At 69.1% G+C, this 14899-nt stretch carries 17 protein-coding genes; 6 read left to right on the top strand and 11 right to left on the bottom strand.

What is annotated here, in order from left to right; all coding sequences use genetic code 11:
- On the top strand, window positions 1-341 hold a 341-nt coding region (locus IEY55_RS23065; RefSeq protein WP_229686654.1), incomplete at its 5' end, for a sugar phosphate isomerase/epimerase family protein.
- Window positions 342-569: 228 nt separating this feature from the next.
- On the top strand, window positions 570-1775 hold the full coding sequence (locus IEY55_RS23060) for an MFS transporter (RefSeq protein WP_189060625.1): 1206 nt from the start codon (window positions 570-572) through the stop codon (window positions 1773-1775).
- 95 nt (window positions 1776-1870) lie between these two features.
- Here IEY55_RS23060 and IEY55_RS23055 read toward each other — a convergent pair whose 3' ends face one another.
- The gene (locus IEY55_RS23055) at window positions 1871-2101 is read right to left on the bottom strand and encodes a hypothetical protein (protein ID WP_189060624.1); all 231 of its coding nucleotides are present in this window, start codon (window positions 2099-2101) and stop codon (window positions 1871-1873) included.
- Window positions 2102-2277: 176 nt separating this feature from the next.
- On the opposite strand from IEY55_RS23055, the gene IEY55_RS23050 reads away from it, so the two are divergent.
- The 4 genes from IEY55_RS23050 (at window position 2278) to IEY55_RS23035 (ending at window position 4455) form a co-directional block, all read left to right on the top strand.
- On the top strand, window positions 2278-3153 hold the full coding sequence (locus IEY55_RS23050; protein WP_189060623.1) for a helix-turn-helix domain-containing protein: 876 nt from the start codon (window positions 2278-2280) through the stop codon (window positions 3151-3153).
- Window positions 3146-3346: a DUF397 domain-containing protein gene (locus IEY55_RS23045; protein WP_189060622.1), complete on the top strand. Its 201-nt coding sequence runs from the start codon at window positions 3146-3148 to the stop codon at window positions 3344-3346. The genes IEY55_RS23050 and IEY55_RS23045 overlap by 8 nt, the downstream gene beginning before the upstream one ends.
- 184 nt (window positions 3347-3530) lie before the next feature.
- Window positions 3531-3848 (top strand): PE domain-containing protein, encoded by a 318-nt coding sequence (locus IEY55_RS23040; RefSeq protein WP_189060621.1) that lies wholly within the window; start codon window positions 3531-3533, stop codon window positions 3846-3848.
- Window positions 3841-4455: a DUF3558 domain-containing protein gene (locus IEY55_RS23035; protein WP_189060620.1), complete on the top strand. Its 615-nt coding sequence runs from the start codon at window positions 3841-3843 to the stop codon at window positions 4453-4455. Before IEY55_RS23040 ends, IEY55_RS23035 begins: the two co-directional genes overlap by 8 nt.
- An 89-nt stretch (window positions 4456-4544) precedes the next feature.
- Here the strand turns inward: IEY55_RS23035 and IEY55_RS23030 are convergent, their stop codons facing one another.
- The 10 genes from IEY55_RS23030 to IEY55_RS22985 all read right to left on the bottom strand — a co-directional run bounded on the left by IEY55_RS23030 (window position 4545) and on the right by IEY55_RS22985 (window position 14890).
- Window positions 4545-4895, bottom strand: coding sequence for an RNA polymerase-binding protein RbpA (locus IEY55_RS23030; RefSeq protein WP_189060619.1), 351 nt, complete (start codon window positions 4893-4895; stop codon window positions 4545-4547).
- Between the two features lie 60 nt (window positions 4896-4955).
- On the bottom strand, window positions 4956-5189 hold the full coding sequence (secG, locus tag IEY55_RS23025) for a preprotein translocase subunit SecG (RefSeq protein WP_189060618.1): 234 nt from the start codon (window positions 5187-5189) through the stop codon (window positions 4956-4958).
- A 129-nt stretch (window positions 5190-5318) separates the two neighbouring features.
- Window positions 5319-6104: a triose-phosphate isomerase gene (gene tpiA / locus IEY55_RS23020; RefSeq protein ID WP_189060617.1), complete on the bottom strand. Its 786-nt coding sequence runs from the start codon at window positions 6102-6104 to the stop codon at window positions 5319-5321.
- A 7-nt stretch (window positions 6105-6111) separates the two neighbouring features.
- Window positions 6112-7317: a phosphoglycerate kinase gene (locus IEY55_RS23015; RefSeq protein WP_189060616.1), complete on the bottom strand. Its 1206-nt coding sequence runs from the start codon at window positions 7315-7317 to the stop codon at window positions 6112-6114.
- A 19-nt stretch (window positions 7318-7336) separates the two neighbouring features.
- Window positions 7337-8341, bottom strand: a complete 1005-nt coding sequence (gene gap / locus IEY55_RS23010) for a type I glyceraldehyde-3-phosphate dehydrogenase (protein ID WP_189060615.1) — start codon at window positions 8339-8341, stop codon at window positions 7337-7339.
- A 285-nt stretch (window positions 8342-8626) separates the two neighbouring features.
- On the bottom strand, window positions 8627-10204 hold the full coding sequence (locus IEY55_RS23005) for a glycerol-3-phosphate dehydrogenase/oxidase (protein ID WP_189060614.1): 1578 nt from the start codon (window positions 10202-10204) through the stop codon (window positions 8627-8629).
- Window positions 10205-10285: 81 nt separating this feature from the next.
- Complete coding sequence (gene glpK, locus IEY55_RS23000) at window positions 10286-11782, bottom strand: glycerol kinase GlpK (RefSeq protein ID WP_189060613.1); 1497 nt, start codon at window positions 11780-11782, stop codon at window positions 10286-10288.
- Window positions 11783-11821: 39 nt separating this feature from the next.
- On the bottom strand, window positions 11822-12532 hold the full coding sequence (locus IEY55_RS22995; RefSeq protein WP_189060612.1) for an MIP/aquaporin family protein: 711 nt from the start codon (window positions 12530-12532) through the stop codon (window positions 11822-11824).
- A 171-nt stretch (window positions 12533-12703) separates the two neighbouring features.
- Window positions 12704-13465 (bottom strand): IclR family transcriptional regulator, encoded by a 762-nt coding sequence (locus tag IEY55_RS22990; RefSeq protein ID WP_189060611.1) that lies wholly within the window; start codon window positions 13463-13465, stop codon window positions 12704-12706.
- 165 nt (window positions 13466-13630) lie between these two features.
- Window positions 13631-14890: an amidohydrolase family protein gene (locus IEY55_RS22985; protein WP_189060610.1), complete on the bottom strand. Its 1260-nt coding sequence runs from the start codon at window positions 14888-14890 to the stop codon at window positions 13631-13633.
- Window positions 14891-14899 lie beyond the last annotated feature (9 nt).

Here is a 14899-nt window from a genome sequence, read left to right as displayed (position 1 = left end):
CCCAACGGTGGCCACACCGCATCGGGCACACCCACCTCAAAGACGTCCGCTCGGACATTGCCGAAGAAGTCCGCACCGGACAACTGGGCTACGCCGAAGCAGTGAAGGAAGGCATGTACGTCCCGCTCGGCGACGGGGACGTGGATATCGAGGCAGTGCTGCAAACGATGCATCGCGTGGGCTACGACGGTTGGTACGTGCTGGAGCAGGACACCGCTCTCGCCGAGAACGACCCGGGTCTCCGTGGACGCCGGGACACCGCACGCAGCCTCGCATACCTGCGCCGGATCTCGTTGTGCGCCAAGGAACCTGTTGGCAGCGATGCCGTGACGACCGGATAGCCGAATCGGGCCCGTGAGGCTCCTGGCGGTGCTGGTATCGCGAGCGCCCCAGGAGCACACGCCCGTCAAGGACATTTCGACCCTGGGGTTCACCAACATTCGATTCTTGGTGTTTCCCCGCCCTGCACAACTGTTTCTCGTAGTGCTGCGCTTGCCTGCGTAGCGCGTCACCAGTGTTGTTCGCGCCGACAACGGGCGTCGGCATCATCCTGTGTTGAAGGGATTCCCATGCCGCTTGCACTGTGGGCGTTAGCTGTCGGCGCCTTCGGGATCGGAACGACCGAGTTCGTGGTCTCCGGCGTCCTGCCGGGAGTCGCCGACGAGTTCGGTGTCTCCATCCCCACGGCCGGATACCTCGCCACCGTCTACGCGATCGGTGTCTTCGTCGGCGCGCCACTGACCACCATCATCGGTGCGCGCGTCGAGCGCAGACGCATGCTGGCGGCAATGATGGTGTTGTTCATCATCGGCAACCTGTTCACCACCGTCGCGCCCACCTTCGCCTTCGTGCTCGTCGGGCGCGTGTTGGCCGCGTTGTCCCACGGGGCCTTCATCGGCATCGGCACCGTGGTCGCCGCCAGTCTGGTCGCCCCGAACAAGGGGGCCAGGGCGATTGCCTTCATGCTCAGCGGAATGACCCTGGCCAACGTCGTCGGCGTACCCGCCGGAACCCTGTTGAGTCAGCACGTCAGCTGGCGGGCGGCGTTCGGGGTCATCACCGTGGTCGGCGTCATCGGCGTGATCGGCATCCGCACTCTCGTCCCCGAGGGGCCCAAGCCGCAAGGGGCGCGCATCCGCCCCGAGGTGGCCGCGCTCACCAACCCGCAGGTCATCCTCGCGTTGTCCATGACCGTCCTCGGATTCGGCGGGGTGTTCGTCTCCCTCACCTATGTCGCGCCGATGATGGTCGAGGTCGCCGGATTCGCCGAATCCACCGTCACCTGGCTACTCGGCCTGTTCGGGGTTGGCTTGGTCATCGGCAACATGATCGGTGGACGCTTCGCCGACAGGGCACTCATGCCCATGCTCTACGCCGGCCTTACCGGTCTGGCCGTGGTGCTGTTCGCGTTCACCTGGGGTGCCCACAGCAAGATCGCCTCGGCCGTGTGCATCCTCCTCATCGGTGTCTTCGGCTTCGCCACCGTGCCACCGTTGCAGAAGCGCGTCATGGACAAGGCGGCCGGCGCCCCGACCCTCGCCTCCGCGGTCAATATCGGTTGTTTCAACCTCGGCAACGCCGTCGGTGCCTGGCTCGGCGGCTTCGTCATCGCCCGGGGTCTGGGCCTGACCGCCCCCAACTGGGCCGGTGCCCTGTTGCCGGCCGGCGCACTGGTCCTCGCGTTCGTCTCCGCCACCCTGGATCGGCGCGACACTCTTCGTGACGACCACCGAAACAACGCCCACCCCGCGGAAATGAGCATCGTCCGCTCGTAATTCGTTCTCGCACGCCTCCGTCGCGATGATCATTGGTGCCCCGGCAGCCTCATGCTGCCGGGGCACCGGCATGTCCGAACGGACCGACCCGGTTGTCACTCCTCGAACTCGGCGCGCGTGGCCTGCTCAAGCTTCCGCAACGCCTCCGGGAACTTCACGATGCACTGCTCCAGAACATCGTGTTCCAGGAGCAACTCGAACGACTCCCCACTGCCGCTGAAGGCCACCTCGACCGAGTTGTCCATCCCGTAGATCGTGCACCGCACCTCACTACCGTTCCGCGCGATCGCCCACGCCCCCACCTTCACCGCACTCCACACACCCATGACACTCCCCTTTCCATCCGACATACCCGCGCACCCCGGAGCCCCTGCCAGCCCCCTCACTACGATTGCCGAGCCCTTGGGGCGACTCTTCGCACCTGATCGACCACCCAAATGTTAAGCTAGGTATCAGATATCGACAGCTAGCCGATCGAGTGATCGTGCACGAGGGGATGGACATGGGCCAGCGTCGTCTGGGACTGGACCGAATCCAGGTCGCCGCCACCTTGCGCCGGCTGCGCGAGGAAGCCCACGTGACGCGCCTTCAAGCCGCGGATGCACTGGCCTGCACACTCGGCAAGATCAGCAACATCGAGACCGGTGTTTCCGGGATCAAGCCGGCCGAGCTGGAGAAGCTCCTCGATCTCTACGGCACGTCAGCGGAGGAACGAGCAGCGCTGATTGAGACCGCACGCGCGTCACGTAGCCGACGTCCCCGGACCCCACACGGCTCGCTCATCCCCACGCGTCTGCGACGCATGACAGACCTCGAAGTACAGGCGCGAGCCGTGATGTTCTACTCGCCGGAGCTGATCCCGGGCGTACTCCAAACCGCCGGCTACGCTCGCGCCCTTCTTCACGGCTACAACCACCGGGGTGACGAGGAGGTTGAGAGGTACCTGGCTCTCCGACTCCAGCGCCGCAGGATCTTGGACCCCGCCGATGGCAAGCTGCCGCTCTTCCAGTGCGTCCTGAGCGAGGCCGCCCTGCGCAGCAACGTCGGCGGACCGACGGTGATGCACGAGCAGCTCATGCATCTCGTGCGCCGTGCAGAGGCGTCGTCGAACCTTGCGATCCAGATTCTCCCGCTCGGAGCGGGAGCCCACGGCCTCCTCGGCGTGACAACCACGATCCTCAAGTTCGATCCACCAGCGCCGGACGTCCTCCACAACGACATCCCAGGACGTGATCCGCTGAGCGACAAAGCTTCGGAGGTCGCAGCAGCTCAAGGACACTTCGAGCAGCTCCAGGCACAGGCCCTTGGCAAGAATGAGAGTCTTACTCACATCATGAGGGTTGCCGCCGAGTACAAGGAGCTGACCGGCAGTGCATGAGAAGCATGTCTGGTTCAGGCCTCGTAGGTCGTTCAACGGACCGAACTGCGTGGAGACCATGATCACCGACGAGGCGGTCTTAGTTCGCAACTCCAGAGCCCCCGAGGCCGGGACAGCCGTCTTCACCTACAGCGAGTGGCGGGCCTTCATCGACAGCGTGCGGGAGACCGACGACTACGACATCCCCGCGTGAGCCGAGGATGGTCCAGCCAACGCTGCTCCGCTCGGGTGGATCTTTAGCTTCATGAGAACCCTTCGGGCGACTTGGCTAGTCTCACCCCCGACTCTCGACCGTAGGGGGATGAACCATGCCGTTCGCCGCGATGGGTCCCGCTGGCCAGCACCCGGCCACCGGTGCAGCCCCGGGTAGCGCACCCGTGCTCCGCTTCGAGCCCGACCAGGTCACCGAAGCCCTCACACTGTTTCGCGACGCGCATGACAAGGTCCGGAAGCTCGCGATCGAGGCCGAGGGAAGGCTTCAGATGCGGCCGATGGCCCGGGACGATGTGAGTACCGAAGTGGCTGAGGAGATCACCAGGAAAGGGATCGAAGGCGAAACGTCGGCACTCGCCGCCATCAGGGGCTACCGGGACCAGCTCAAGGCGATCGTGGACCAACTCGAAGCAACAGCACGACAGTACGGGATCGCCGACGAACGGAGCGGGGACCAGTTCAGGGAGGGACGCCGTGCCTGACCGGCGGCTGGCTGCTACAGCGCTTGCCGCCGCAGCCCTCAGTGTTGCCGCTGCCGCTTGCTCCGGCGGAAGCACGGGAGACGCGCGACCAGCGCCCGGAACTGCAAGTAGCGAGACGACCTCCGCCGCACCAAACCCGAAGCCGTCTGACCGCCCACGTGAGGTGAAGCTCGACGGCAAGGACCCATGCTCCCTCCTCACTGATGCGCAGAAGGCGCAGTTCGTTCTGGATCGGCCTCCGCGGAGCGACAAGAGCTCAACCTTCAACGACGCATCGGCCTGTTACTTCCGCAGCGAGGCAGATGAGACGGGGGCCGCGCTTTACGCCATCACCGACATGGGAATCCAGGAGTTCGGCCCGGGACAGGTCAACGGTGAGGTGCAAGAAATCCGGGTGCAGGGCTTCCCCGCCTACGAGATCCACACGCCCGGTCAGCCGCCTGGCGATGACTTCTGCACCGTCAACGTGGACGTCGCGGACGGGCAGGTGCTTCGTGCGCACTATTCCGAGGACGGCCGGAAGAAGAATCCCCTCGGCAAGGAAGAAGTCTGCCGGCGGGCGGCACGGCTCGCCGACGCCGCGATGACGACACTGCTCACCGGCTGATCGCCCACACAGAATCCGGCAGAGCAAACGAAATCACCGGGTGCCCCGGCGGCCTTGAGCTACCGGGGCGCCCGGGATGTCCGGACGGGCTAGCTGGCGGTGTCGCCGCGCTGGGCACGCAGCTTGGCCAGGGCCTCGGCCAGTATGGCCTCACCGTCGGCGTCGCTCCGGCGCTCCTTCACGTAGGCCAGATGCGTCTTGTACGGCTCGTTGCGGGGTGGGTCCGGTGGGCTCTCCTGGTCCTTGCCCGCGGGCAGCCCGCAGCGCGGGCAGTCCCACGTCTCCGGTTCCTCCGCGTCGAGTGCGAACGACGGGCGCACCTCGTGCCCGTTGGCGCACCAGTACGACACGCGGCGCCGGGGCGCGGACTCACCGCGCTCGGACTCGCCCATCGGTCCCGCACCGACCCGCGTCCCGCGGATCGCGTTCCCACCAGCCATCGACCCTCACACCCCCACCAGGTGGTTGCCGCACGTGCTCCAACGGTGGGCGCGGCCGGCTCATGCGACCTTGAGCAGCAGCCCGACGCCCACCACGGAGATCACCCAGATCGAGCCCACGAACAACGTGAGGCGATCCAGGTTCTTCTCCACCACACTCGAACCGGACAGGCTCGACTGCATGCCCCCGCCGAACAGCGAGGACAAACCGCCGCCCCGGCCGCGGTGCAACAGCACGAGCAGCACCAGCAGGACGCTGGAGACGATCAGGGTGATCTGCAGGAACAGCTTCATCTCATCCTCGCTGTCAGGCCGGTCGACGTCACAGAGTACCGGGTGGGGCCAGCCCATGGACCACCCAGTGGATCTTCGTGCCGCCGACCGGGCCGCATCAGCCATAACTTAGCGTGCCCGGGCCGGCACCTACGGCAGTGGTCCCCCCGCCGCCAGGGCGCACAGCTTGGCGAACTCCTCGCCGTCCAGGCTGGCCCCGCCGACCAGGGCGCCGTCGATGTCCTCCTGCTTGACCAGCTCGGAGATGCTGCCCGACTTCACCGAGCCGCCGTAGAGGACGCGGACCTCCTCGGCGATCTCGGCGCCGTACTTCTCGGCGAGCTGGCCACGCAGCGCGGAGCAGACCTCCTGGGCGTCGGCGGGGGTGGCAACCCGGCCGGTGCCGATGGCCCACACCGGCTCGTACGCCACCACCACCTCGGAGACCTGCTCGGCCTTGAGGCCCTTGAGCGCCGCGATGAGTTGCGCGTTGCAGTGCGCCACGTGATTGCCCTGCTCCCGCACCTCGATCTTCTCGCCCACGCACAGGATCGGCTTGAGACCGTGCTTGAGCGCGGCCCGGACCTTCTTGTTGACCAGATCGTCGTCCTCGGCGTGGTACTCGCGGCGCTCGGAGTGCCCCACCACGACGTAGCTGCAGCCCAGCCTGGCCAGCATCGGGCCGGAGACGTCACCGGTGTAGGCGCCGGAGTCGTGCGGCGACAGGTCCTGCGCGCCGTAGGTGACGAGCAGCTTGTCCCCGTCGACGAGGGTCTGGATGCTGCGGATGTCGGTGAACGGCGGCAGCACCGTCACGTCGACCTTGTCGAAGTACTTCTCCGGCAACGCGAAGGCGATCTTCTGCACCAGCCCGATGGCCTCGAGGTGGTTCAGGTTCATCTTCCAGTTGCCGGCGATCAGCGGCTTGCGTGCCATGGCCCCTCTATCCCTCCAGCACCGCGACGCCGGGCAGCTGCTTGCCCTCCAGGAACTCCAGCGAGGCGCCGCCACCGGTGGAGATGTGCGAGAAACCGTTCTCGGGCAGGCCGAGCTGGCGCACCGCGGCCGCGGAGTCGCCACCCCCGACCACGGTGAACGCGTCGCTGTCCACCAGCGCCTGGGCCACCGCCCGGGTGCCGCCGGAGAACGCCTCGAACTCGAACACGCCCATCGGGCCGTTCCAGAACACGGTGGCGGCGTCGGCCACCTTCGCGGCGAACAGCTTCCGGCTCTCCGGACCGATGTCCAGGCCCATCCGGTCGGCCGGGATGGCGTCGCTGCGTACCACCTCGTGGTCGGCGTCGGCGGCGAACTCCTTGGTGGCCAGCACGTCGACCGGCAGCACCAGTTCCACGCCGCGTTCCCTCGCCTCGGCGAGGAACGCGCGCACCTGGTCGAGCTGGTCGGCCTGCAGCAGGGAGGAGCCCACCTCGTGGCCCTGAGCCTTCAGGAAGGTGTAGGCCATGCCGCCGCCTACCACGAGCCGGTCGACCTTGGTCAGCAGGTTGGCGATCACGCCGAGCTTGTCCGACACCTTGGCGCCGCCGAGCACGACCACGTAGGGCCGGGCCGGGTTCTCGGTGAGCCGGCGCAGCACCTCGACCTCGGCGAGCACGAGGCCGCCGGCGTAGTGCGGCAGCCGCTGGGCCACGTCGTAGACCGAGGCCTGCTTGCGGTGCACCACGCCGAAGCCGTCGGAGACGAAGGCACCGTCGGCACCCACCAGGGCGGCCAGCTCCTCGGCGAACGCGCCGCGCTCGGTGTCGTCCTTGCTGGTCTCCCGGGGGTCGAAACGGACGTTCTCCAGCACCGCCACCCCGCCATCGGCCAGCCCGGCCACGGTCGACCGCGCCGAGTCGCCGACCACGTCGGTGGCGAAGGCGACCTCGCCGCCCAGCAGCTCGCCGAGCCGGCGGGCCACCGGGGCCAGCGAGAACGCCGGGTCCGGGGCGCCCTTGGGCCGGCCCAGGTGCGCGGTCACCACCACGCGGGCGCCGGCCGCGGCCAGGGCCCTCAGGGTGGGCAGCGAGGCCCGGACGCGGCCGTCGTCGGTGATCCGGTCCCCGTCGAGCGGAACGTTCAGGTCGGCGCGCACCAGGACGCGGCGACCCCGTACGCCGCTCGCGAGCAGGTCGTCGAGCGTCTTCACGCCGCGGCTCCCCTTCTCGTCAGAGCTTGGAGCCGACCAGCGCGACCACGTCGACCAGGCGGTTCGAGTAGCCCCACTCGTTGTCGTACCAGCCGACGACCTTCACCTGGGTGCCGATGGCCTTGGTCAGCGGGGCGTCGTAGATGCAGGACGCCGGGTCGGTGACGATGTCGGCGGAGACGATGGGCTCGTCGCTGTAGCGCAGGATGCCCTTCAGCGGGCCCTCGGCGGCGGCCTTGTACGCGGCGTTGACCTCGTCCACGGTGACCTCGCGGCTCAGCGTCACCGTCAGGTCGGTGGTGGAGCCGGTGGGCACCGGCACGCGCAGCGCGTAGCCGTCGAGCTTGCCGTTGAGGTCGGGCAGGACCAAGCCGATGGCCTTGGCGGCGCCGGTGGAGGTCGGCACGATGTTCAGCGCGGCGGCACGGGCGCGGCGCAGGTCCTTGTGCGGGCCGTCCTGCAGGTTCTGGTCCTGGGTGTAGGCGTGGATGGTGGTCATCAGGCCCTGCTCGATGCCGAAGCTGTCGTGCAGCACCTTGGCCAGCGGCGCCAGGCAGTTGGTGGTGCAGGAGGCGTTGGAGATGACCGTCTGCGAGCCGTCGTAGCGGTCCTCGTTCACGCCCAGCACGACGGTGAGGTCCTCGCCCTTGGCCGGGGCGGAGATGATGACCTTCTTGGCGCCGCCCTCGTCGACGTGCCTGCGCGCGTCGGCGGCGTTGGTGAAGAAGCCGGTGGACTCCAGGACGACGTCGACGCCGAGGTCCTTCCACGGCAGCTTGCCCGGGTCCCGCTCGGCCAGGGCCTTGATGGTCCGGCCGTTGACCGAGATGCCGTCCTCGGTCACCGTCACGTCGGCGTCGAGCCTGCCGAGCACGCTGTCGTACTTGAGCAGGTGCGCCATGGTCGCGACGTCGCCCAGGTCGTTGAACGCCACGATCTCGATGTCGTGGGAGCTGGCCTGGGCCGCACGGAAGAAGTTGCGGCCGATCCGGCCGAAGCCGTTGACACCTACGCGAACCGTCACGGTGTGTCTCCCTCGGGGCTCGACCCCGCCGATGCGGCGGGTAGGGCGTTTTCCGTTGTCACCAGTCACCCTATCGACCAACGGGAGCCGCTGGTCACACGGGATACCGGCGGGCTGAATCGAACCAGTTCACGCGCCGGGTCGCCACCCCGGTTCTGGTCTGCACCACTTACCGGGGCGGCGACCCTGCGTCTGGCTGCTGGAACCGTTCCGGCCGGTGGGGCGTGAGCGCGGGCACGCCCCACCGGTGCGGAACCGGTCATCGTGAGCAGGGCGACACTGCCCTCATGCGACCGCGGTCCGGGAACCGTGCGCGGCCAGCATCCCGGCCACTCGGTCGCGAACCTCCGGGGTGTCCAGGCCCCGCACCGAGACCGTGGTGCGGCGGCGCAGCACGTCCTCGACCTCGAAGGCCCACTCGTGCTCGATCGCGTGCACGACCTGGGCCCAGATGTCCGGGCCGTCGGGGTGCACCCGCTCCAGCAGCATCGGGTCGGCCGCACCGAGCGCGATGACCTCGTGCGCGTGCGTGCCGTAGTGAGTGGCCAGGTGGGAGGCCACGTCGTCGGGCAGCTCCGGGGCGGCGGCGAGCAGCACGCGGCTGACGTTGTCCGGCCGGGCCGCGCCGGGCAGCGGGGCGACCGGGGAGTCCAGCGCCTTCTCCAGGCCGGGCACGCCCAGCTGCTGGGCGACGCGGGCCAGCACGGTGCCGCCGATCTTGCGGAACGTGGTCCACTTGCCGCCGGCGACGCTGACCATGCCGCCGGGGCCGACGGTGATCACCGTCTCCCGCTTGGCGTTCTTGGTGTCGCCCGGACCGCCGGGCAGCACGCGCAGGCCCGCGAAGGTGTAGGCGATGCGGTCGCGGCGCAGCGCGTCGGACTCGATGCCCAGTCCGGCCTCGCCCAGGATCTGGTCGATGTCGGCCTCGGTACACGCCACCTTCGCCGGGTCGCCCTCGTAGGCCTCGTCGGTGGTGCCCAGCAGCAGCTGGCCCTCCCACGGGATCGCGAAGGACACCCGCACGTCGTCGATCGGGGTGGTCACGGCGGCGTGCCACGGCTTGTCGGTGCGCAGCACCAGGTGCGAGCCCTTGGACAGTCGGATGCTGGGCGCGGCCTTGGGGTCCTCCATGCGGCGCAGGTGGTCCAGCCACGGCCCCGTCGCGTTGACCACGACGCGGGCGTTGACGCCGAACTCGGTGCCGTCGACGAGGTCGCGCAGCTCGACGCCGGTGACCCGGCCGTGGGTGCGCCGCACGTCGCGGACCTCGGCGTGGTTGAGCAGCACCGCGCCCGACTCGGCGGCGGCGCGCGCCGACATCACGGCCACCCGGCTGTCGTTCATCTGGTGGTCGTAGTAGAGGGCGCATCCCCGCAGGCCCTTCGCCCTCAGCGCGGGGGCCAGCTCGCGCGCCTTGGCGACCGACACGATCTTGCCGGCGCCGTCGCCGAACCGGGACAGGGCGCTGTAGAGCAGCACGCCCGCGCCCAGCTTGAGCCGGGAGTGCGGGCCGCGGTCGAAGACGGGCACCAGGAACGGCAGCGGCCGCACCAGGTGCGGGGCCAGCCGGTCACCCAGCGCGCGGCGTTCGACGTGGTTCTCGTGGACCAGCCGCACGTCGCCCATGGCCAGGTAGCGCAGGCCACCGTGAACCAGCTTGGACGAGGCGCTGGAGGTGGCGCCGGCGAAGTCGCCGCGCTCCAGCAGCGCCACCCGCAGGCCCGCCCGGGCCGCGGCCCAGGCGGTGGCGATGCCGAGAATGCCGCCACCCACGATCGCCACGTCGAACGTTCCGTGGGTGAGCTGCTCCCTGGTCTGTGCGCGCCGGTCGACGAACAACGCACCCTCCGACTCGGACATCGGAGATCTCCCTCCACAAATCTTGCCGTGAACTGACGGTGCCGCCGGCGCGGTGGGTGACACCGCGCCGGCGGCCGGGCTTTACTCGTCGTCCTCGTCGATCCAGTCCATCGTGCGTTGGACCGCCTTGCGCCACTTGCGATAACCGCGGTCGCGGGTCTTGGCATCCATTGCCGGCAGCCATTCGGCCGCCCGGTGCCAGTTCTGCCGGAGCGCATCGACGTCCGGCCAGAACCCGACGGCCAGGCCGGCCGCGTAGGCGGCGCCCAGGCAGGTGGTCTCGGCGATGATCGGCCGGACCACCGGGACGTCGAGGACGTCGGAGAGGAACTGCATGAGCATGTTGTTGGCGGTCATCCCGCCGTCGACCTTGAGGGTGGACAGCTCGACGCCGGAGTCGGCGTTCATCGCGTCCACCACCTCGCGGGTCTGCCAGGCGGTGGCCTCCAGCACCGCCCTGGCCAGGTGGCCCTTGGTGATGTAGCCGGTCAGGCCGGCGATCACGCCGCGGGCGTCGCTGCGCCAGTGCGGGGCGAACAGGCCGGCGAAGGCCGGGACGAAGTAGCAGCCGCCGTTGTCCTCCACGGTCAGCGCCAGCGTCTCGATCTCCGGGGCACTGGTGATCAGGCCGACGTTGTCCCGCAGCCACTGGACCAGCGAGCCGGTGACGGCGATGGCGCCCTCCAGGGCGTAGGTCACCGGCTGGTCGCCGATCCGGTAGCCGACCGTGGTGATCAGGCCGTTGGCGGAGGTCACCGGCTCGGTGCCGGTGTTGAGCAGCAGGAAGCTACCGGTGCCGTAGGTGCACTTGCCCTCGCCGGGGGCGTAGCAGGTCTGCCCGAACAGGGCGGCCTGCTGGTCACCGAGGGCGGAGGCGACGGGCAGGCCCTGCAGGGTGCCGGTGGCCTGGCCGTAGACCTCCGCGGAGGAGCGGATCTCCGGCAGCATGGCGCGCGGCACGTCCATGGCCGCCAGCAGCTCGTCGTCCCAGTCCAGCGTGCGCAGGTTCATCAGCATGGTGCGGCTGGCATTGGTGACGTCGGTGACGTGCTTGCCGGTCAGCTTCCAGATCAGCCAGGTGTCCATGGTGCCGAACAGCACCTTGCCGGCCTCGGCCAGCTCACGGACGCCGGGCACGTTGTCCAGCAGCCAACGGATCTTGGGGCCGGAGAAGTAGGTGGCCAGCGGCAGGCCGGACTTCTCCCGGAACCGGTCCTGCCCGCCGTCGGCGGCCAGCTCGCGGACCAGCTGGTCGGTGCGGGTGTCCTGCCAGACGATCGCGTTGTGCACGGGGCGGCCGGTCTCGGCGTCCCACAGCACCGTGGTCTCGCGCTGGTTGGTGATGCCCACCGCGGCGAGGTCGTGGACGGTGATGGACATCTTCTGCAGCGCGCCGTGCACCACGTCCAGGACGTTGGCCCAGATCTCCTCGGCGTCGTGCTCGACCCAGCCCGGTCGGGGGAAGATCTGCCGGTGCTCCTTCTGCGCGACCGAGACGATGCTGCCGGAGGAGTCGAAGACGATACAGCGGGACGAGGTCGTGCCCTGGTCGATGGCTGCGATGTAGCGATGGCTCACGGGGTTCCTCGGGTTCGACGTCATTGGCGGCTTCCGGGGTCAGAAGGCGGCGGTAGCGACGAGGCCGGCGACGGTGCCACCGGCGAGCGGGGCCAGGACCGGGACCCAGGAATAGCCCCAGTCTGAGCCACCCTTGCCCGGGATGGGCAGCACCGCGTGCGCGATGCGGGGGCCGAGGTCGCGGGCGGGGTTGATGGCGTAGCCGGTCGGGCCGCCCAGGGACATCCCGATGCCGACCACCAGCAGGGCGACCATGAAGATCAGCGAGTCGGAGGCGGCCAGGCCCTCGGACCTGCCGAACGCCGCGATGACGAAGACCAGCACGAAGGTCGCGATGAACTCGGTGGTGAAGTTCTGCGTGCGGTTGCGGATCTCCGGACCGGTGGCGAAGACGCCGAGCACCTCGCCCTGGTGCTCGCGGAAGTGTCCGAGGTAGGCAAGCCAGCACAGGACGGCACCGGTGAACGCGCCCAGCATCTGGGCGACCACGTAGAGTGGTACCTTGTTCCAGTCACCGGTCTGCAGGGCGATGCCCACGGTGACGGCGGGGTTGATGTGCCCCCCCGACAGCGGGGCCGCGGCGTAGGCGCCGGCCAGGACGGCGAAGCCCCAGCCGAAGGCGATGACGGGCCATCCGGCGCCGTGCGCCTTGGACTTGGTCAGCGTGACAGCGGCGACCACGCCGTTGCCCAGGAGCAGCAACAGCGCGGTTCCGAGGAACTCCCCGATGAAGATGGACTGATCGGTCATGGCTTCCCTTGGGGGGCAGGGGGCCTCCTGTGGCCCGGCGGCGATGACGGGCGGCGTTTGGCGAACGGTAACCGAATACTGTTCGACATTGTCGTACGCCGTGGGCGAGATTCTTGGGCTCACCCGATCGGGGTGTCAAGAGTGCGTTACGAGCTCGCGGCCACCGGCCGATCACCAGGGGATGGCGCCAAGATCGCGTGATATGGCCCGGGCCGCCTCCCGGACGTAGGACACCAGCTCGGTGCGCGGCGCCCGGTCGGGGTCGCACAACCGCTCGATCGGACCGGAGATGCCGATCGCCCCGACGGTCACCCCGCGCCGGTCGCGGATCGGGGCGGCCACCGAGACCTCGCCCTCCACCATCTCCTCCACCTCGGCCGCCCAGCCCCTGGACTTGGTCTCGGCCAGCAGCTGGCGCAGCTGGTCGGGGTCGGTGCAGGTGTAGGGGGTGAAGCCGGCCAGCTCGGCCCCGGCCGGCTGGCCCAGCGGGTCGTTGGCCAGCAGCACCCGGCCCAGCGCGCTGGCGTGTGCCGGCAGCAGCGCGCCGACCTCGAGGACCTGGCTGGAGTTGTCGGGCCGGAACACGTGGTGGACGACCAGGACCTGGCCCTCGTGCAGGGTCCCGATCCGCACGCTCTCCTTGCTCCGGGCGGCCAGCGAGTCCGACCAGTTCAGCGCCCTGGTGCGCAGCTCGTTGGCGTCCAGGTAGCTGCTGCCGATGTGGAACAGGGCGGCGCCGAGCTGGTACTTGCCGGTGTCCTGGCTCTGCTCGACGAACCCGACGTGCTGCAGCGTGCGCAGGATCCCGTGCACGGTGCCCTTGGGCAGGCCGAGCGCGGTGGCCAGCTCGCCGACGCCCATCTTGCGCGCGCCACTGGCGAGCAGGCGGAGGATGGCCGCCGCCCGCTCGATCGACTGAATGGGGCCGGGCATGCGATCACCCTACAACCCGCGTTCGACATTGCCGAACACCCATCCGGTCTCGTCAGTTTCCACCCTCCGGCAGCAACCCCCCAGATTCACCCGACCAGGCGACACGCCCCCAACCCCCGAGTGCCGCTACGAAACGTGACGAGAGGCAGCCTGGACCCGGCCGCCTTACCGAGGGCTGGCGGTGGCGTGGTGAACGAGGTGGCCGGCGAGGATGGTGGCGGTACAGCGGCCGGCGCCGTGGTCGATCAGGGCGCGGTGGGGATCCGAGTCGACCGGCACGTCGAAGACAGCCAGGTCCGCGCGCGAGCCGGGGGTGAGCACGCCGAAGTCGTTGGCGCCCATGGCAACCGCGCCGCCACGCGTGGCGGCGTCGATGATCCGCCGGTCGAGATCGGAGCCCACATACCCCTGCCGCCGCGCCAGATCGCGAAGAGCACGCGCTTCCTCCAACAGATCCAGCGAAGGGCTGGAGGCAAGCGAATCCGTGCCGATCGCGATCGGGGAACCCTCCGCCAGATAGGCCGCCACTGGCGGGTCCCCAACCCCCAAGGTCGCGTTGGAGCGGGCACACAACGCCACGCTGGCACCGTACTCACGCAACAGAGCACGGTCAGCGGCGTCGCAGTGAACACCGTGCGCCACATGGGTATCCGCGCCCAGCGCCTCGAGGAAAGCCATCTGTGCGGTCGGGGTGCGTTGCGTACCGACACCGGACAGCTCGAAGGAACAGCCCGATGTCCTTGCGATATCAGCCAATGGCCCGGCACCGTCGCGCACGTACCGCACCTCGTCGGCACTCTCGGCCAGGTGCGGGTGCATCCGCAGGCCGCGTGCCCGACTCAGCTTCGCAAGCGCACGGAACACCTCGGTGCCAACGGTGTAGAGCGTGTGCGGCGACACACCCACGGCACGACCTTCTGGCACACTGTCCAGACCGCGAAGGAGCTGATCCCGTTTGGTTCGCGCCCAGCGCTCGTCGTCGGCGACGACCACCTCCAGGTAGGAGATGCCAGCCAGCCCCGAGCGCGCAGTCGGTTCCAGCACAACGGGTTCGGTGACGATGTCGGCGGCTGCCGTCGTTCCACTTCGGAGCAGCGCCTCGATTCCGCGCTGGGCGCTGGCGATCCACATCGGATCGGTGAAGCCCGTCCGCCGCTCACCGACCTGGGCCAGCCAGCGGTAGAAAGACGTCCGAAGCGAAGCCAGCCCGGCGAAATCGGTGTACTGCAGGTGCGTGTGTGCGTTCACCAGGCCAGGAGTGAGGACGCCGCGCCACTTCCGTACCACAACGCCGGGATGGGCCGCGCACAGCTCGCGCCGCTCCCCCACCGCGGCAATCCGGTCCCCGTCAACGAGAACCGCACCGTCCTGGATTGGTTCCGCCGCAACGGGTACCACCACCGGCGCGGCTTCGATCACCGCCATCCCGACCAC

The organism is Longimycelium tulufanense (genome assembly GCF_014645795.1).
Classification (GTDB): domain Bacteria; phylum Actinomycetota; class Actinomycetes; order Mycobacteriales; family Pseudonocardiaceae; genus Longimycelium; species Longimycelium tulufanense.
The sequence above is the reverse complement of the archived record's forward strand: the minus strand, read 5'-3'. Positions and strand labels throughout refer to the sequence as shown.